Source organism: Burkholderia sp. Se-20378 (assembly GCF_017104665.1).
Lineage (GTDB): Bacteria > Pseudomonadota > Gammaproteobacteria > Burkholderiales > Burkholderiaceae > Burkholderia > Burkholderia lata.
Map to the genome: position 1 here is coordinate 1 of NZ_JAAGPG010000134.1, position 18,359 is coordinate 18,359.

Sequence of the window (18,359 nt, forward strand, 5' to 3'; positions counted from 1 at the left end):
CCGCGCGGACGTCGTTGCGTCGGCGGCGCGCATCGTGGCGGGCGCGCTCACCGCGACGGCCTGAGCGTCCGCGCCTCGCGCAAAGCCGTCGTTTGGCTTATCGTGTCGGACAGCGCGCGCCGGGGTCGGCGCGCGGTCCTTCCGCGCCGTTTTTCCGATTGCCTTCTTCATGCGCCGACTTCCGCCCCTGCACGCGCTGCAGATCTTCTCGACGGTGGCTCGCCACCGCAGCTTCACGCGCGCCGCCGAGCAGCTGTGCATCACGCAGGGCGCGGTCAGCCGGCAGATCCAGACGCTCGAGGCGCACTACGGTTTCCCGTTGTTCAAGCGGCATGCGAAGGGCCTCACGCTGACGGCGGAGGGCGAGCAGTTGCTGCCGGTCGTCAACGAGAGCTTCGCGCGGATCGAAGATATTTCGATGAGGCTCACGCGGCAGCGCACCGACCTCGCGCTGAAGGTGCCGACCTGCGTGATGCGCTGGATGCTGCCGCGCATCATGCGCTTCCAGGGCGAGCATCCCGATCTCCATGTGCAGATCACGACCGCGTGGCAGCACGTCGTCGATTTCTCGACCGAGCCGTTCGATGCTGCGGTCGTGTACGGCACGTCGCCGGGCGCTGGCGTGTTCGCGCTGCCGCTGTTCGACGAGCGGCTGACGCCCGTCTGCGCGCCCGAATTGCGGCAGACGTCGCCGCTCGATACGGTCGGCGATCTCGCGCGTCATACGTTGCTACATCCGACCCGTGACCATCGCGACTGGCGCGCGTGGCTCGATCATGCAGGTGAGCGCAGCGTCGATCCCGCGCGCGGGCCGACGTTCGACACGCTCGATCTCGCGACGAATGCGGCGATGCAGGGCTTCGGCGTCGCGATCGGCGACGTGACGCTCGTCGACGACGACGTCAGCGCGCGCCGGCTCGAACGGCCGTTCGACATCGTGCTCGAAACGGGCGCACGCTACTTCTTCGTCTATCCCGAGAACATCGGCAACCAGCAGAAGATCCGCGCGTTCAGCGACTGGATCGCGCGCCATCGCGATTGACCGGCGAAGCGCGCACGCGCGCCGGACCGGCGCGCGAAATCCGTTGAATACCGCGCCGGGGACGGCTTTACTGGTACGTCACGACGGCGATCATCGGCGCCTGATTGTTGCCGGGACGGTTCGGTAAAACGATTGCGCGCGAGGCCTGAGTAAAGGTCGTGGTCTTGATGGCCTGCTGGCTCGCTGCGTCGACGAACGCGATCTGGCCGGTGGCCGGGCGCGGGCAGTCGGGGCGGACGTGCCCGCGGGCGAGATCGGCGGTATCGAGCGCGAACGAGCAGGGCGGCTCGACGATCATGCCGGAGAAGTGGATGATGCCGGACGCGCCGGCGGCGAAGGATGAGGAAGTGGCCAGAAGCGAGGCAGCCAGGACGAACGAGGCGGCGATAGGGCGATGCTTCATGACAGGCTCCAGAGAGGAAGCGCGTCGCAGCGGGGCCGCTCGGGTGGCAGTCCGTCAACGCTGCGATGCTGTATGCGTAAACGGCAAAACGATCGGACCTCTTGAATGAAAAAATCGAAATAATGGCAATCAGCAAACGATTGCGCATTGCTTAAATCAATCTAGGCCGAATCTGCGCAACCGCAAGTCAGGGAAATGCCGGGTGGCATAAGATCGAAGGACGAACGGTCGTCGTGACCGTTGTGTGGGCAACGGCCTTGCGCCGCCCGGAAAGCAAAACGGCCGCTCGGGATGAGCGGCCGTTTTGCGTTGGAGCCGAAGGTGCGTCGTTCAGTTCGTGCGCTTGCGGATCGCGCCGACGATCACGAGCAGCACGATCGCGCCGATGATCGATGCGATCCAGCCCGCGCCCTGGCCCGGTGCGTACCAGCCGGCGGCGCGGCCGACGTAGCCGGCGACCAGCGAGCCGACGATGCCGAGCACGGTGGTCATCAGGATGCCCATCTTGTCGTCGCCGGGCTTGAGCGCGCGGGCGAGGAGGCCGACGATGAGCCCGACGACCAGGGTTTCGATGAATTGCAGCATGAACGCCTCCCTATTGCGGTTGAGCTGTTGACGAAACGAAGTTGACCCGTGCGGCGCACAAGGGTTCCATGCGTGGCAACGCGGCGCATGGCGTGCCGAGTATCGCACGCCGGCGCGGCGCGCAAATGTCAGGCCGCCGGCGCGCCTGCCACCGGGTCGAGACGACGGTAGCCTTCGGTCGCGTTCAGCAGCGTACGCGTGTAGTCACGTGCCACCTGCCCGGCGCGTACGTCCTCGATCCGCAGCAGCTCGACGATCTCGCCATGCTGCATCACCGCGACGCGCTGGCACAGGAAGCCGATCACCGCGAGGTTGTGGCTGACGAGGATCATCGTCAGGTTGCGTTCGCGATGCAGGCGGCGCAGCAGGTTCAGGATCTCGGCCTGCACCGACACGTCGAGCGCGGACGTCGGCTCGTCGAGCAGCAGCACGCGCGGCTCGACGATCAGCGCGCGCGCGATCGCGACGCGCTGCCGCTGGCCGCCCGACAACTGGTGCGGATAGCGAAACCGGAACGCGGGGCCGAGGCCGACCTCGGACAGTGCGCGGGCGATACGCGCATCGGTGTCGCCCATGCCGTGGATCGACAGCGGCTCGCGCAGCGTCTGGTCGACCGTGAAGCGCGGATGCAGCGACGCGTACGGATCCTGGAACACCATCTGCACCTGACGCCGAAAGGCACGATCGGGCGTGCCGCCCACCGGCCGCCCGTCGATCGACAGGTTGCCGGACGCGAGCGGCACGAGGCCCGTCAGCGCACGCAGCAGCGTCGACTTGCCGGAACCCGATTCGCCGACGAGCCCGAACACCTCGCCGTCGCGCACCGCGAAGCTCGCGTCGCGCACGGCGTCGACGTGACCCGTGCGGGTCGGGAAACGGATCGATGCGTGATCAACGTCGATCATCGTGCGGCCTCCTGTCGATCGGCGGGCGTGCCGGCGTGCGACGCAGGCTCGAGCCACGCCGGATCGCGTCGCAGCACGGGCAGTTCGTCCGGCGGGTTCGCGAGCGGCGGGTTCGCCGCGAGCAGCCCGCGCGTATAGGGATGGGATGCGTCGCGCAGGTCGCGCGCGGCGCAGGTTTCGACCACGCGGCCCGCGTACATCACCGCGACGCGATCGCAGAACGACATCACGAGCGGCAGGTCGTGGCTGATGAACATCAGGCCCGTGTCGTGTCGCGCGATCATCGCGTCGAGCACCGCGAGCACCTGCATCGATACGGCGACGTCGAGTGCGGAGGTCGGCTCGTCGGCGATCAGCAGGCGCGGGCCGGTCGACACCATCATCGCGATCATCACGCGCTGGCCCATGCCGCCCGACAGCTCGTGCGGATACGCATCGGCGACGCGCGCCGGGTCGCGGATCTGCACGGCAGACAGCGCCTCGACGATCCGCTCGCGCAGCGCGCGGCCGCGCAGGCCCGGCTCGTGCAGCCGGAACGCTTCGCCCATCTGCTTCGCGACCGTCATTACCGGGTTCAGCGAGTATTTCGGGTCCTGCAGGATCATGCCCATCTGGCTGCCGCACAGCCGCCGGCGTTCGCCCGGCGACATCGCGAGCAGGTCGTGGCCCGTGAAGCGCATCGTGCGTGCCGACCAGCGCGCGGCGTCGGGCAGCAGGCCGAGCAGCGCGCGGCCCGTCAGCGACTTGCCGGAGCCCGATTCGCCGACGATGCCGAGCCGTTCGCCGGGCGCAAGCGTGAGCGACAGGTCGCGCACCGCATCGGTGACGGTGCCGTCGTGCCCGCGAAAGCCGATCTTCAGGCCGTCGATCTCGCAGAGCGGCGCGGGCGAGGGGGCGGGATTCATCGGCATGTCACGCTCCATGGCGGGGATCGAAGACGTCGCGCAGCCCGTCGCCGAGCAGGTTGAACGCGAGGCTCACGAGCAGGATCGCGCAGCCGGGCAGCGTGGCGACCCACCACGCGTCGAGCAGCACGTTGCGGCCCGACGCGACCATGAAGCCCCACTCGGGGCTCGGCGGTTGCGCGCCGAGGCCGAGGAAGCCGAGGCCCGCGACGGTCAGGATGATGCCGGCCATGTCGAGCGTTGCGCGCACGATCACCGACGACATGCACAGCGGCATGATGTAGCGCAGCAGGATGCGCGGGCCCGACGCGCCCTGCAGGCGCGCGGCGTGGATGAAGTCGGCCTGCGCGATGCGGATCGTCTCCGCGCGCGCGAGCCGCGCATACGCGGGCCACGCGGTGATCGAGATCGCGACGACCGCGTTGATCACGCCGGGCCCGAGCGCGGCGGCGAACGCGAGTGCGAGCACGATCTTCGGGAACGCGAGCGCGATGTCGGTGATGCGCATCAGCACGCTGTCGACGAACCCGCCGCAATAGCCGGCCGTCGTGCCGATCAGCAGGCCGATCGGCACGACGATCACGACGACGAGGATGGCGATGCCCAGCGTGAGGCGCGAACCGGCGATCAGCCGCGAAAGGATGTCGCGGCCGAGCTGGTCGGTGCCGAGCCAGTGCGACGGCGAGCCGGGCGGCAGCAGCCGGTCGGACAGCACCTGGCGCAGCGGATCGTGCGGCATGATCAGCGGGCCGACGATCGCGACCACGATCAGTGCGACGAGGATCGCGAGCCCGAACAGGTTGAGCGGGTTGGTGGCGAACCGGCGCCAGCGTCGGTACGCGAGGCCGAGTGCGGCCTGCGAGCGCGACGCGGGCGCGTCGGAGAGAAGCCACGCACGCAGCGTGAGGCGCTCGGCGTTCATGGATGGACGACCTTCGGCATGGGCGATGAAAGAAGCAGGGTGGAAGCGGTCATGTCGGGCCGGCCCTCAGCGCGCACGCGGATCGAACACGCGATACAGCGCGTCGGTCAGCAGGTTGACGGTGATGAACATCGCGCCGATCACGAGCGTCGCGCCGAGCACCGCGTTCATGTCGGCGTTCAGCAGCGCGCCGGTCAGGTACGAGCCGAGCCCCGGCCACGCGAACACGATCTCGGTCAGCACCGAGCCTTCGAGCAGGTTGCTGTACGTGAGCGCGATCACGGTGAGCAGCGGCACCATGATGTTGCCGAACGCGTGCCGCCAGATCACGCGTCGTTCCGACAGGCCCTTCGCGCGCGCGGTGACGATGTATTCCTGGCTCAGCTGGTCGAGCATGAACGAGCGCGTCATGCGGCTCAGGTACGCGACGGAGTAGTAGCCGAGGATCGCGGCCGGCAGTGCGATGTGCGACACCGCGTTGCGGAACACGTCCCACTCGCCCGCGAGCGCCGCGTCGATCAGCAGGCTGCCGGTGCGCGTGTCGACCATCCCGTCGTACACGGGATCGAGCCGGCCGGGCCCGCCGACCCAGTGCAGCCGCGCGTAGAACAGCAGCAGCCCCATCAGCCCGAGCCAGAACACCGGCACCGAATTGCCGATCAGGCCGACGAAGCGCGCGATGTGGTCGATCGGCCGGTTGTGCTTCACGGCGGCTGCGACGCCGAGCGGTACGCCGATCGCGATGCCGATCAGCGTCGCGATCGTCGCCAGTTCGAGCGTGGCCGGGAACACGCGCTTGATGTCGTCGAGCACGGGGTTCGCGGTCAGCAGCGACATGCCGAGATTGCCGTGCAGCACGTCGCGCGCATAGATCAGGAATTGCGTGACGAGCGGCTTGTCGAGGCCGAGCGCGATGCGTTCGGCCGCGTACGCCTCGGCCGATGCGCGATCGCCGAGGATCGCGAGCACGGGATCGATCGGCACCTTGCGGCCGATCACGAACGTCAGCGCGAGCAGCCCCGCGAACGTGACGGCGAGCGTGAGCGCCCAGCGCAGCACGCGCAGGGCCCAGCGCACGGCCGGGCGTCGCGCGGGCAGTGTGCGCAGTGCTTCGAGGGAGGAGGCGGGAGTCGACATGCGGCGAATCTTATTGCTTCTTCAGGTTGCGGTACGACACGAGATCGTTGATCGGCCCGACTTCGAGCCCGCTCACGCCGGGCCGCGTCGCGACCTGTGCGACTTTCTCGAACATGATCACGAACGGCGAGCGCGCAAGCATTTCCTTCTGCATCGCCTGGTACCGTTGCGCGCGTTTCGCGGCGGTCGGCTCGGCGAGCGCGGTGTCGGTTTCCTTCGTCAGTTGCGGGATGTCCCAGCTGTTGCGCCAGGCCAGCATTTTATAGCTCGACTTGTCGGAATTGTCCGGATTCCACGCAAAACCCTGCGCGTTGCTGTGCGGATCGATGTAGTCGGCCGACCATTCGCCGATGTAGATGTCGTGCTGGCGCGCGCGGTATTTCGCGAGCGTCTGCTTGTTGTCGCCGGGGATCAGCTGCACCTTGATGCCGGCCTGCGCGAAGTTCGCCTGCACGGCCTGCGCGATTTCGGTGTACGGATAGTCGTTGCGCACGTCCATCGTCACCGAAAAGCCGTTCGGCACGCCGGCTTTCGCGAGCAGTGCCTTCGCCTTCGCGACGTCCAGCTTGTACGGGTTCGCGTTCAGCGTGCCGAGGAAGCCTTCGGGCAGGAAGGTCTGGTGCACCTTGTAGGTCGTCTTCACCACGTTGCCCTGGATGCCCGCATAGTCGACCAGCCACTTCAGCGCTTCCTGCACGTCGGGTTTCGCGAGCGTCGGGTTCTTCGTGTTCAGGCCGAGATACAGCAGCGTCGCCTGCGGCGAGGCCGACACCTTCGCCTTGCCGGATTTCACGACCGACGCCAGATCGTCGGGGCTCAGGTCGCGCGCCGCATCGACGTCGCCGTTTTCCAGCAGCAGGCGCTGGCTCGCGGCTTCGGGCACGTGGCGCAGCACGATGCGCTTCATCGCGAGCGGCAGCCGGTAGCCGTCGAAACGTTGCAGCACGAGGCTGTCGCCGGCCGTCCATTTCACGAGCTTGTAGCCGCCGGAGCCGGCCTCGTTGGTCTTCAGCCATGCGTTGCCGAAGTCGTTGCCCTGCTGGTGCGACAGCAGCAGCTTCTTGTCGACCACCGATGCAGGCCACGAGCCGAGCACGTTCAGCACGAAGGTCGGCGCGTACTTCTGGTCGGTCGTGACCGATACCGTCAGGTCGTCGAGCTTCTTCACGTTGGCGACGACGTTCGCCTTCGTGAGCCCGATGCCGGTCAGCACGGCGGCCGGGCCCTTGTCGAGCAGCACCGCGCGCTGGATCGACCACGCGACGTCGTCGGCCGTCAGCGGGTTGCCCGAGTGGAACTTGAGGCCGGGGCGCAGCTTGAACGTGTAGGTCAGCCCGTCGGTGCTCACCGTCCACGACTGCGCGACGTCGCCGTTGAATTTCGACGGATCGCGCAGGTCGACTCGCACGAGCCGGTCGTACGTATTCGCGACGTATTCCTCCGGCACCAGCTCGTAGATCTCGCCCGGGTCGAGCGTCGTGAATTCGTCGAGCAGCGTGGCCATCACGAACATGTCCTTCGGCGTTTCCGCGCGCGCGGCGGAAAGCGGAACGGCGGCGAGAACGGACGCGGCGGCCAGCGCCGCGACGAGCCGGGATGTCAGCAATTTCATGTGCGCTCCATGTGTCGTTGAAGTCGTTGAAGGCGTCGAACGTGAACGGTGAAGGGACTGCATTTGGCCATCACATCAGGTGCCACGGGCCGCTGTCGGCATTGTCGATCTGCGGCAGCGCGCGCGAGCCCGGCAATTCGTAGTGCCACCACTCGCTGTCGATGTGTGCGAAGCCGGCCGCGTGCATCACGCCGAGCAACAGCAGGCGATTGCGCTGCACGGCTTCGGGCAGCCCCGCGTGGAAGTGGCCGGAGGCTGCGACCATCTCGTCGAAGCCGGTGCCCATGTCGAGCGGCTCGCCGTCCGCGCCGACGAGCGTCAGGTCGAGCGCGGTGCCGCGGCTGTGATTCGAGCCGCGGCCGAGATCGGCGATGAAGTTTGGATCGGGCAGGAAATCCCACAGCACCTGCTGCGCCTGCGGCGGCCGGTACGCGTCGTAGATGCGCAGCGTGAAGCCGGCCTGCGCCGCGACGTTCACCGCGCGGCGCAGTGCGGCTTCGGCCGGTTCCAGCAGCAGGCAGTGCGCGTGGCGGTAGATCGGCTTGCCGGTCAGGTTGCGATCGGTCGCGTAGACGAGATCGATGTCGACGCGATGCGTGGTGGGCGTGATTTCAACGAGGCGGTGAGCGTTCATCGGCGGTTCGGAGGGCACTCGCATTCAGGATTCGAATTGATCGAACGTGTGCTGCAGTTCGCGGTTGCGCGCGACGCGCCGGTCGATCGCGGGGCCGAGGCGGTCGACCACGGCCGTGATCAGCAGATTGAACAGGCAGGTGAGCGGCGCGAGCGAATCCCAGAACTGGCCGACGTCGGTTTTCACCTGCAGCAGGTCGGCCGGCCAGTCGCGCGCCCACGGGCACGACAGATCGGTGACCAGCGCGAACGGCTGCCCGCGCTCGGCCGCCGCCTGGCAATAGCGGCGTGCGCTGCGCGAATAGGCGCGCGTATCGGTGACGATGCAGTACGGCCGCTCGAATTCCGAGTTCAGCGAATCGACGTACGAGCCCGACTGGCCGTCCGAATAGAACACGCGCGGCCGCAGGTATTCGAGGTAGCTGCTGAACGCGTTGCTGATCCCGCGCGTCGACTGGATGCCGAGGATGAACACGGCGTCCGCCTGCGCGATCCGGTCGGCCACCTGCGCGAACACCGGGCCTTCGGCGAGCCGGTACACGTGGCGGATCGCATCGAGCTCGCGCTCGAGCGACGACGCGAGCGGGCCCTCGCTGCCGTTGCCGTCCGGTTCGGCCGGTTGTGTGCCGGCGACGCGACGGTATTCGTCGAGCCGGTCGGTGATCATCCACGGGCGGTCGCCGCCGCCGCGCAGCTCGCGCTTCAGGTCGTCGAGGTTGCGGTAGCCGACGCTGCGCAGGAAGCGCCCGACCGAGATGCCGCTGGTGCCGGCCTGCTGCGCGATCTGGTCGGCCGTCTCGAGTCCGAGCCGGTCGAGGTTCGCGAGCATGTAGCTCGCGATGCGCTTGGCGGTCGGCGTCAGCTCGGCATAGCGGGATTCGACGGTATGAGCGAACGCGCAGGTCATCGGCTGTTAGATCGTTGTCGTCTGATGATTGAATGTCATCCATCTAACAAAGCCAAAATCATTCGCGCCAGCGGATAAAAACTATGGTGTGAGGATAGGTGATAGGGTCGAAAGCGGGCTCGGCGGCGGGGAGGGGGCGTGAGCAGGGCAGCAAATTATTCCTGGCAGAGATATTTGACCCGCTGACGTTCGACATATCGGCAAATGTCTGCTGGCGCTCCACTCGATCAGTTATCCAAATCGAATGGGTGACATGACGACCGTGCACGGTTGCATTTCCCCGTCACTTGACTCGACCGATTCATCTGCGTCCTGCACCCCACAGCGCCTCAATAATTACAAAATTAAAGCGAATCAGATTAACTCATTAATTCAGGTTAATAATTCATTTAAGTTTTAATGAAAACTGGATTTAACTTGCGTCACGGGATGTTCGATTTTCGATAATCCGAAAAACGGCATGTGTTCCGTAATGGAAATTCACTCAATCGCAGGCATGAAGAGGAAACCATGACGAATCTTTCTCGACGCAAGATGCTGGCGGGAACGGCTGGCGCCATTGCCGCCGCGGGTATCGCGGTATCGGCCAAGGCTGCCTCGTTCGGCAATCCGGACCGCCCGCCGGAGGGCGCGGTGAATGCGCGCAACCGCCAGAGCCTGACCGACCCGGGGCCTAAAAACCCGGTAATCGCAAATCAATTCCCGTCCTTTCAGGATCCGCCGGCCACCGATATCAACGGCATGCCGTTATTCTGGGCCTCGTTCAATAATGCGCATAAACGCATTCAAAATGGCGGATGGGCGCGTGAGGTCACGCAGGACGATTTTGCGATTTCCGAAACCATTTCCGGCGTCAACATGCGCCTCACGCGTGGCGGCATTCGCGAGATGCACTGGCACCAGCAGGCCGAGTGGGCCATCATGCTCGACGGCCGCTGCCGGATCACGGTGCTGGATGAACTGGGCCGGCCCTCGGTGCAGGACGTGAAAACCGGCGATCTCTGGTATTTCCCGCCCGGCCTGCCGCATTCGCTGCAGGGCCTCGGCACCGACGGCGCCGAATTCCTGCTCGCGTTCGATAACGGCCGCGCGTCCGAATTCAACACGCTGCTGCTGACCGACTGGATCGCGCACACGCCACCCGACGTGCTCGCGCTCAACTTCGGCGTGTCGGCCGACGCGTTCAAGAACATCCCGCTCGACAACCTGTGGATCTTCCAGGGCGACGAACCGGGCCCGCTCGCGGAAGCGCAGCGCGCGTCGGCGTCGTCGGCCGGGGCGCCGCCGCATCCGTTCATCTTCTCGCTCGGCGACATGAAGCCGGTCAGGAAGACCCGCGGCGGCGAAGTGCGCATCGCGGACAGCACGAACTTCAACGTGTCGACCACCGTCGCGGCGGCGCTCGTCACCGTGCATCCGGGCGGCATGCGCGAGCTGCACTGGCACCCGAACGCGGACGAATGGCAGTACTACCTGCAGGGCGACGCACGGATGACCGTGTTCGACACGGGGCCGAAAGCGCAGACGGCCGACTTCCGCGCGGGCGACGTCGGCTACGTGAAGAAGAGTCTCGGGCATTACGTGCAGAACACCGGCAGCACCGACCTGGTGTTCCTCGAGATCTTCAAGACCGACCGCTATGCGGAAGTGTCGCTGTCCGACTGGCTCGCGCATACGCCGCCGCAGCTCGTCGAAGCGCACCTGAACGTCGCGCCGGACGTGATCGCGCAGTTTCCGCGCAACCGTCCCGACGTCGTGCCGCTGTAACGCCGCCGCCGTGGCCGGCAGGCGGCATGCCGGCCACGGCGCCCGACCTTCAGGAAGCCTTCCTCATTCGAACGGAACCTCACCATGATTCCCGTCACGAGCAAACCTGCCGGCGGCTTCGCGCTGCCGGGCCTGTCCACCGCGCATACCGACGGCGCCGCGCGCGCCGCACTGGAAGGGCGCCGCATCGGCGTCGCCGCGCTGCTGCCGTTCGTCGGTCCGGCCGTGATCGCGTCGATCGGCTACATGGACCCCGGCAACTTCGCGACCAACATCCAGGCCGGCGCCGCGTACGGCTACCGGCTGCTGTGGGTCGTGCTGGCCGCGAACGCGATCGCGATGCTGTTCCAGGCGATGTCGGCGAAGCTCGGCATCGTGACCGGCCGCAACCTCGCGGAGCTGTGCCGCGACCGCTTTCCCGCGCCGGTCGTATGGGGCATGTGGGTCGCGTCCGAGATCGCCGCGATGGCGACCGACCTCGCCGAATTCCTCGGCGGCGCGCTCGCATTCGGGCTGTTGTGCCACCTGTCGCTGTTCACGGGGATGATCGCGACGGCGCTCGCGACCTGCGCGATCCTCGCGCTCGAAAAACGCGGGTTCCGGCCGCTGGAGGCCGCGATCGCCGCGCTGGTCGGCGTGATCGGCGCGTGCTATCTCGGCGAACTGCTGATCGCGCCGCAGGACTGGCCCGCGGCCGCGTTCCACCTGGTCGTCCCGCAGATTCCGGATCATGCGGCACTGACGATCGCGGTCGGGATCATCGGCGCGACGATCATGCCGCACACGCTGTATCTGCATTCGGGGCTCACGCAGGATCGCACCGCGCCGCGCGACGATGCGGAGCGGCGGCGGCTCGTGCGCTTCTCGAACCGCGAGGTCGTCGTCGCGCTCGGGCTGGCCGGGTTCGTGAATCTCGCGATGGTGATGATGGCGTCGTCGGCGTTTCATGCGCGTGCGCCGGGCCTGACCGACATCGGCGACGCGTATCACACGCTGGTCCCGGTGCTCGGGCCGGCGGCCGGCGCGCTGTTTCTCGTCGCGCTGCTGACGTCGGGCGTGTCGAGTTCGGCGGTCGGCACGATGGCCGGGCAGGTCGTGATGCAGGGCTTCATCCACCGCCGCATGCCGGTCTGGGTGCGGCGCGCGGTGACGATCGTGCCTGCGTTCGCGGTGGTCGCGTTCGGCTGCGACGTCACGCGTGCGATGGTCGCGAGCCAGGTCGTGCTGAGTTTCGTGCTGCCGCTGCCGATGATTGCGCTGCTGATGCTGTCGGCGCGCGCGGACGTGATGGGCGCCTACGCGATGCGGCTGCCGCTGCGGATCGTCGCCGGGGCGGCGACGGTCGTGATCGTCGGGTTGAATGCGTACCTGGTGTGGGCGGCCTTCAATTGAACGGCAGCGGGCCGGCGCCTACTGTTGCATGTCCGGCGCCTCGCGGAGCCGCCAGATCACGTTGCATTGCTGGCCGCCGAGGCTCGTCGAGCGCAGCGTGATCACGGTGCCGGCCACGATCTGATACGAGAAATGCGCCATCAGTTCGGTGCCCTTGCGCTGGGGCTGCCCGTCGACCAGCACTTCGCACAGCAGCGGCGACGGCGAGCCGGACGGATGGGTGACGTAGACGTTCAGCCGCGCGATGTCGCGAGTAGCAGTGAACACGACTTCGTGGTTCCCGCTGCCGATCAGCATCGTGCCGCCGGGTTCGTCGATCGCCTGCAGGTACGCGCCCGCGCTGCCCTCGATCGCGGCGGCCGCGACGGTCAGCCCGGCCGAGCGCACGTAGTCGGTCGCCGCGATGCGCGCGGCAACCGCGTCGGATTGCGCCGGCGTGCCGTCCGACAGCGCGAACGGCACGCCGTCGCGCAGCGCGGCGTCGGTGTGGTTCGCGTAGTAGCGCCACCGGTCGAGGAAACGGATATCGCCGGTCATGTGCAGCGCGCGGATCGGCTCGCCGTGATAGCGAAGCGTCGTCGTGCCGCTGCCTGCATCGAATGCTTCGTGAATGCCGTACTTGCTGACGAAGTTCTGGACCGGATCGAGCAGTGCCGTTTCGCCCTGTGCGCTCCACAGGTGCAGGAACGTCGTATCGATCCCGAAGCATTCCTGGAAATCGGTGCCGATGCGGGCGATGCAGTCGCGCAGGTGGCTGGCGTAGCGTGCCCACGCGTCGGCGGTCCCGGCAACGAGCCCGGCCTGCAATGCGCCGCCGTGGCGCGCGGAGACTTCGTCGACGACGAGACGCCAGTGATGGTCGCGCCGTTCGCCGATCAGCGGCGTGACGACGAACGTGCAGAACAGCGGGTCGGGGCACGCGTGGATCCGGTCGTCGCCGATCTGCGAGAACAGGTCGAACCCCGGGGCGCAGAACCAGATGTCGGCGTCGTACAGCGCGAGCTTGCGGATCTGCGGGTTGCGGGCGCAATACTCGGCCGCCTCGATGAAGCGGCCGACCGGCAGTGCATACGCGCTCGACGCTTCGATCACGTCGACCGACTGGCTCGCGAGGATCTGCCGCTTGCGTTCGGAGAGGCCGTAGCCGATCACCGCGATCCGGCCGTCGTAGCCGGTGTGCCGCAGCGACAGCAGGAACGGCACGAGCATTTCGTACCAGGCGCGGTTGTTGTCGTTGATCGCCACGCAGACTGCGTGCTCGCTCGAATGCATGTTCTTTCCCCGTTACGTGTGCCCGGCTCAGTAGCCGACGTGGCGCTCGCAGACGATCGCGCCGCAGCCGCGGCTGTCGTGATACGTAATATGAAACTGCTTGTTGTCCCACAGCCATTGGAACACGGCCTGGTACACGCCGGCCGTGGTCATGTCGTGCAGCACGATCTTCTTGCGTGCCAGCGGGCCGAAGCGGTTCAGTTCGGCGAGCGTCTGCTCGTACGTATGCGTGGTGTCGATGAACAGCAGGTCGGATGCCAGCGGCTCCATCGTCAGATCGTCGGCGATCCTGAATTCGAAGTCGACCGACAGGTCTTGCGCGGCCTGCTCCAGTTCGCGCCGGATGTGGAAGTACTCGTCGGAGATGTCGACCGACACGAGGCGCTTCGGTTGCGCGAGCATGAAGGCCGTCGTGGTCAGCCCGGTAAACACGCCGAGCTCGAGGATGGTGTCGCACCCGATTGCCGTTTCCGTATAGAAGTCGAAGCGGGAGGGGCTGTCGCCGAGCCAGCCGATCGGTTCGATCTTGTACTGCAGGAATTCCATTCTCAGTTGTTGTAGCGTGCGCATCCTGTTTTCCTTCGCGAAGCGAATTCGGTGGTGGGTGCCATCGCCGGGACCAGCCGGCCGCCACGGCGTCAGCCATTGTAGATCGCGGCTGCCGCGCGGCCTAGCGGCGGCGCGGCGGGTCGCGGCGATTACCCGCGCGTCGACATGGCCGGCCGCGCGGGTCGTTCCGATTACTTCGCGAGCGTGCGGTACGACACGAGGTCGTTGATCGGCCCGATTTCCGGCCCGGTCACGCCGGGGCGCGTCGCGACCTGCACGACCTTCTCGAACATGATGATGAACGGCGAGTTCGCGAGCACGGCCTTCTGCAGCGCTTCGTAGCGCTGCGCGCGCTTTGCGGGCGACGGCTCGACGAGCGCGGCCTCGGTGTCCTTCGTCAGTTGCGGGATGTCCCAGCTGTTGCGCCACGCGAGCATCTTCGTCGGCGACTGGTCGGAGTTGTCCGGATTCCACGCGAAGCCGCGCGCATTGCTGTTCGGGTCCATGTAGTCGGGCGACCATTCGCCGATGAAGATGTCGTGCTGGCGCGCGCGGTACTTGCCGATCGCCTGCTTCGCATCACCCGGAATCAGCTTCACGCGGATGCCGCCCTGCGCGAAGTTCGCCTGCAGCGCCTGCGCGATCTCGAGGTACGGATAGTCGTTCGGCATGTCCATCGTCACGTCGAAGCCGTTCGGCAAGCCGGCCTTCGCGAGCAGCGCCTTCGCCTTCGCGACGTCCTGCTTGTACGGCCGCGCGTTCGACGTGCCGAGGAAGCCTTCGGGCAGGAAGGTCTGATGCACCTTGTAGGTCGTGCTGACGATGTTGCGCTGGATGCCGTCGTAGTCGACGAGCCATTTCATCGCCTGCTGCACCTCGGGTTTCGCGAGGTTCGGGTTCTTCGTGTTCAGGCTCAGGTACAGCAGCGCGGACACCGGCCACGACGCGACCTTGATCTTGCCGGCCTTCGTCAGCGCGGCGAGGCTGTCGGGGCTCAGGTTGCGCGCGGCGTCGGCGTCGCCGTTCTCCAGCAGCAGCCGTTGCGCGGACGCTTCGGGCACGTGGCGCAGCACGACGCGCTTCATCGGGTACGGCGTGCGGTATTTCTCGAAGCGCTGCAGCACGATGGTCTCGTTGGGCGTCCACTTGACGAGCTGGTACGGGCCCGAGCCTGCGTCGTTGGTCCGCAGCCAGCCGCTGCCGAAATCGTTGCCCTGCTGGTGCGACAGCAGCAGCTTCTTGTCGAAGACCGATGCCGGGCACGCGCTCAGCACGTTGAGCACGAAGCTCGGTGCGTACTTGCGGTCGGTTTCGAGCACGAAGGTCTGCGGATCGACCACGCGCACCTTCTGCATCACGTTCGCCTTCGTGAGGCCGAGATCGGCGAGCACGCCGGCCGGCCCCTTGTCGAGCAGGATGGTGCGCTGCAGCGACCACGCGACGTCGTCGGCGGTCAGCGGGTTGCCGGAATGGAACGTGAGGCCGGGGCGCAGCTTGAACGTGTAGGTCACGCCGTCGGCGCCGACCGTCCACGATTGCGCGATCTGCCCGTCGAAGCGCGTCGGGTCCTTCAGGTCGACGCGCACCAGACGTTCGTAGGTGTTCGCCACATACTCGGACGGCACCAGCTCGTAAATCCCGCTCGGGTCGAGGGTCGTGAATTCGCCGAGCTGCGTGGCGACGACGAAGATGCCGGACGGCGTGGCTGCCTGCGCCGGCAATGCCGGAACAAGCGCGACGAGCGCGGCGCTGACGAACAGGCGGGACAGCAGGTGCTTCATGCGGGCTCCGTGGAAAGGGAATCGTGGGTGCGATTCTCTCATCGACGGCCGCCCGGATGAAAATATTCGGGCTGCGCGCCAGCGGGTCGGCGCGCAGGAGCGAGCCGGGCGGGCGCCCGGCATCGGCAGGTTCGGATCAGATCGCGCAGCGCGCGATCGCGAAGCGCATCGCTTCCTCGGCCGGCTCGTTGCCCGAGCCGCGCACGACCTTGATGACCGAGCCGTTGCCCGATGGCGTCAGCGTGACGAAGTACGAGTTCGAGCCGACGGCGATGTCGGTCACGCCGTTGTGCTGCGATTGCTCGGTGCCCGACAGGCGGCTGTCGAGGCAGTTGGCGATCGCGTAGGCCGGACGTTGCGACGACACGTAGATCATCGGCGCTGCGCCGGACGAAGCGGCCGAGTCGGACGAGGGAGCGGAACCGCAGGCGGCGAGCAGGGCGGCGGGAAGGAGCAGCAGGAATCGTTTCATGGTCGGTCGTCGTGTGTCTCGTATCGAGGCTGGGGCGCGGGGTAGGCGAAACGCGAAGCTTCGCGACGAAACCGCCCGGAATCGGGCCGTTTTTGACGGACGACGATGCGACAGGCGGCTGACGACGGAGTATACCCGCAGCATTTGAAGCCGTTGACGCGTTGAAACGATTCGATACACAACAAGCACCCGCTGCCGCGAGGCGGCAGCGGGCGTTTCAGGTGATGGCGAATGGCACTTGCCGGTGTTGTCGCTCTTATTGGCCGATCTGGTGGCTGACCGCATTTTCCTGCTGGTTCAGCACGTGCTTTTCGCTCTTGGTGATGTGGCTGTGATCCTGCCCAGCCATGTCCCGCTCTTCCTGGCGGATCTTGCGGTCGTCACGGTGCAGGCGCGCGGCCTGTGCGTGCGACATCTCGCCTTCCTTCACTTCGTGATGGATCCGGCGATTCTGGTTTGCGAGGCGCTGGTTGACCTCTTCGCGGCGCGGATGCGCCTGTTGCCACGGCGTGTCGGCGAACGCGGTACCGGTCAGCACCGACATCAGGGTGGCGGCAATCGCGAAATGGCGGGTAAGGGCTCGCATGGTGTTTTCTCCTGTCGTTGCGCGTCCGGATCGTGGGCGCTTGTCCAAAAAACGCGGAAGGGGCACCTGCTGTTGACGTTTCCGCCTGTATCGATTGCAAGTCTTTATTACGTGGGCGCGTGGCGGTGCGGGCCCCGGCGTGCGCGGCACGGGGCCCGATCGTCGCGCATGCGGATCAATGCGCGCCGGCCGCCGCCGCATCGGCATCGCCGCCGCCCGAACGCGACGGCTTCGTGATCCAGATCAGCGGAATGATCGCGATGAAGATGATCGCCGACACGTAGAAGATGTCGTTCAGCCCCATCACGGCCGCCTGCGAATCGACCGATGCGTTGAAGAACGCGAGCGCCGAATCGGGGCCCAGGTGCAGCAGCGAACGCGTCGCGTCGACGTGCTGCGCGAAGGTCGGGTTGGTGACGCTCGCCTGTTCGGTGAGCCGCGCGTGATGCAGGATCGTGCGGTCGTTCCACGCGTTGCTGATCAGCGACGTGCCCACCGCGCCGCAGAACGTGCGGCCGAAATTCGACAGGCCGGCCGCGGCGGGGATCTTTTCCGGCGGCAGCCCGGACAGGATGATCGACGTCAGCGGCACGAAGAACATCGCCATCGGGATACCCTGCAGCAGCGTCGGCAAAATGAGATCCCAGCGCGACACGTCGGTGTAGAAGGTCGTGCGCATCATGAACACGACCGCGAAGCCGACGAACGCGAGCGTCGCGATGTAGCGCGGATCGGTGCGCGGCAGCAGGCGCCCCATGACCGGTGTGAGCAGGATCGCGAACACGCCGAGCGGCGCGGTGGCGAGCCCGGAATCGACCGCGCGGTAGCCGAGATAGCCCTGCATCCACTGCGGCAGCAGCACCAGCGTGCCGAAGAACATCCCGTACGCGACCGAGATCGCGATCGTGCCGCCCGCGAAATTGCGCTGCGTGAACAGGCGCAGGTCGACGATCGGATTCGCCTCGTGCAGCTCCCACACGAGGAAGAACGCGAAGCCGATCAGCGCGACGACGCCGAGCGCGACCACGACGGGCGAGTTGAACCAGTCGAGATCCTTGCCCTTGTCGAGCATGATCTGCAGCGAGGCGACCCACAGCACGAGCAGCAGCAGGCCGACCGTATCGATCGGCATGCGTTTCGTGGCCGATTCGCGGTCGCGGAACACGATCCACGTGACGGCGGCCGCGAAGAAGCCGACCGGGATGTTGATGTAGAAGATCCACGACCAGTTGTAGTCGTACGTGATCCAGCCGCCGAGCGACGGCCCCGCGATCGGGCCGACGAGCGCCGTCATCGACCACAGCGCCAGCGCGCTCGACGATTTCTGCCTCGGCCACGCGCCGAGCAGCAGCGCCTGCGACAGCGGCGCGAGCGGCCCGGCGACTGCGCCCTGCAGGATCCGCGCGGCGAGCAGCGTCGGCAGGTTCGGCGCGATCCCGCACAGCCACGACGCGAACACGAACAGCAGGATCGACGTGACGAACAGGCG

Annotated in this window: 18 protein-coding genes; 3 read left to right on the forward strand and 15 right to left on the reverse strand. The window is 66.8% G+C overall.

All coding sequences use genetic code 11. The features are described 5' to 3' along the window. The first annotated feature begins 169 nt into the window (after positions 1-169). Positions 170-1,042: a LysR substrate-binding domain-containing protein gene (locus G3N93_RS16380; protein ID WP_174937482.1), complete on the forward strand. Its 873-nt coding sequence runs from the start codon at positions 170-172 to the stop codon at positions 1,040-1,042. Positions 1,043-1,109: 67 nt separating this feature from the next. Here the strand turns inward: G3N93_RS16380 and G3N93_RS16385 are convergent, their stop codons facing one another. The 9 genes from G3N93_RS16385 to sapR form a co-directional block, all read right to left on the reverse strand. Then, positions 1,110-1,445, reverse strand: coding sequence for a type 1 fimbrial protein (locus G3N93_RS16385; RefSeq protein ID WP_174981831.1), 336 nt, complete (start codon positions 1,443-1,445; stop codon positions 1,110-1,112). Positions 1,446-1,775: 330 nt separating this feature from the next. Beyond that, a complete protein-coding gene (locus tag G3N93_RS16390) occupies positions 1,776-2,030 on the reverse strand; it encodes a GlsB/YeaQ/YmgE family stress response membrane protein (protein ID WP_174937478.1) in 255 nt (84 codons plus the stop codon). A 128-nt stretch (positions 2,031-2,158) separates the two neighbouring features. After that, the gene (locus G3N93_RS16395) at positions 2,159-2,935 is read right to left on the reverse strand and encodes an ABC transporter ATP-binding protein (RefSeq protein ID WP_174942928.1); all 777 of its coding nucleotides are present in this window, start codon (positions 2,933-2,935) and stop codon (positions 2,159-2,161) included. Further along, positions 2,932-3,846 (reverse strand): ABC transporter ATP-binding protein, encoded by a 915-nt coding sequence (locus tag G3N93_RS16400; protein WP_206133481.1) that lies wholly within the window; start codon positions 3,844-3,846, stop codon positions 2,932-2,934. The genes G3N93_RS16395 and G3N93_RS16400 overlap by 4 nt, the downstream gene beginning before the upstream one ends. A gap of 1 nt (position 3,847) precedes the next feature. Then, the gene (gene nikC / locus G3N93_RS16405; protein ID WP_206122885.1) at positions 3,848-4,762 is read right to left on the reverse strand and encodes a nickel transporter permease; all 915 of its coding nucleotides are present in this window, start codon (positions 4,760-4,762) and stop codon (positions 3,848-3,850) included. Between the two features lie 66 nt (positions 4,763-4,828). Beyond that, a complete protein-coding gene (locus tag G3N93_RS16410; protein WP_046548070.1) occupies positions 4,829-5,899 on the reverse strand; it encodes an ABC transporter permease in 1,071 nt (356 codons plus the stop codon). Positions 5,900-5,909: 10 nt separating this feature from the next. Then, on the reverse strand, positions 5,910-7,511 hold the full coding sequence (locus tag G3N93_RS16415; RefSeq protein WP_206122884.1) for an ABC transporter substrate-binding protein: 1,602 nt from the start codon (positions 7,509-7,511) through the stop codon (positions 5,910-5,912). A 70-nt stretch (positions 7,512-7,581) separates the two neighbouring features. Then, the gene (gene ddpX / locus G3N93_RS16420; RefSeq protein WP_206133482.1) at positions 7,582-8,145 is read right to left on the reverse strand and encodes a D-alanyl-D-alanine dipeptidase; all 564 of its coding nucleotides are present in this window, start codon (positions 8,143-8,145) and stop codon (positions 7,582-7,584) included. Positions 8,146-8,169: 24 nt separating this feature from the next. After that, positions 8,170-9,051 carry a sap1 transcriptional regulator SapR gene (sapR, locus tag G3N93_RS16425; protein ID WP_174937466.1) on the reverse strand — a complete coding sequence of 294 codons (882 nt, stop codon included), beginning with the start codon at positions 9,049-9,051 and terminating at the stop codon, positions 8,170-8,172. 510 nt (positions 9,052-9,561) lie between these two features. On the opposite strand from sapR, the gene G3N93_RS16430 reads away from it, so the two are divergent. Then, positions 9,562-10,818 carry an oxalate decarboxylase family bicupin gene (locus tag G3N93_RS16430; protein ID WP_174981817.1) on the forward strand — a complete coding sequence of 419 codons (1,257 nt, stop codon included), beginning with the start codon at positions 9,562-9,564 and terminating at the stop codon, positions 10,816-10,818. An 84-nt stretch (positions 10,819-10,902) separates the two neighbouring features. Further along, complete coding sequence (locus G3N93_RS16435; protein ID WP_206133483.1) at positions 10,903-12,210, forward strand: Nramp family divalent metal transporter; 1,308 nt, start codon at positions 10,903-10,905, stop codon at positions 12,208-12,210. Between the two features lie 18 nt (positions 12,211-12,228). Here the strand turns inward: G3N93_RS16435 and G3N93_RS16440 are convergent, their stop codons facing one another. The 6 genes from G3N93_RS16440 to G3N93_RS16465 form a co-directional block, all read right to left on the reverse strand. Further along, positions 12,229-13,482: a hypothetical protein gene (locus G3N93_RS16440; RefSeq protein WP_206133484.1), complete on the reverse strand. Its 1,254-nt coding sequence runs from the start codon at positions 13,480-13,482 to the stop codon at positions 12,229-12,231. Between the two features lie 27 nt (positions 13,483-13,509). Further along, positions 13,510-14,052, reverse strand: a complete 543-nt coding sequence (locus G3N93_RS16445; RefSeq protein WP_174942942.1) for a class I SAM-dependent methyltransferase — start codon at positions 14,050-14,052, stop codon at positions 13,510-13,512. Between the two features lie 170 nt (positions 14,053-14,222). Beyond that, positions 14,223-15,812 carry an ABC transporter substrate-binding protein gene (locus G3N93_RS16450; RefSeq protein ID WP_206133485.1) on the reverse strand — a complete coding sequence of 530 codons (1,590 nt, stop codon included), beginning with the start codon at positions 15,810-15,812 and terminating at the stop codon, positions 14,223-14,225. A gap of 136 nt (positions 15,813-15,948) precedes the next feature. Continuing rightward, positions 15,949-16,284: a sugar ABC transporter ATPase gene (locus G3N93_RS16455; protein ID WP_174937459.1), complete on the reverse strand. Its 336-nt coding sequence runs from the start codon at positions 16,282-16,284 to the stop codon at positions 15,949-15,951. Positions 16,285-16,540: 256 nt separating this feature from the next. Then, positions 16,541-16,870, reverse strand: a complete 330-nt coding sequence (locus G3N93_RS16460; protein ID WP_206133486.1) for a hypothetical protein — start codon at positions 16,868-16,870, stop codon at positions 16,541-16,543. A gap of 175 nt (positions 16,871-17,045) precedes the next feature. Further along, a partial coding sequence (locus G3N93_RS16465) for a DHA2 family efflux MFS transporter permease subunit (protein ID WP_206133487.1) occupies positions 17,046-18,359 on the reverse strand: 1,314 nt, incomplete at its 5' end.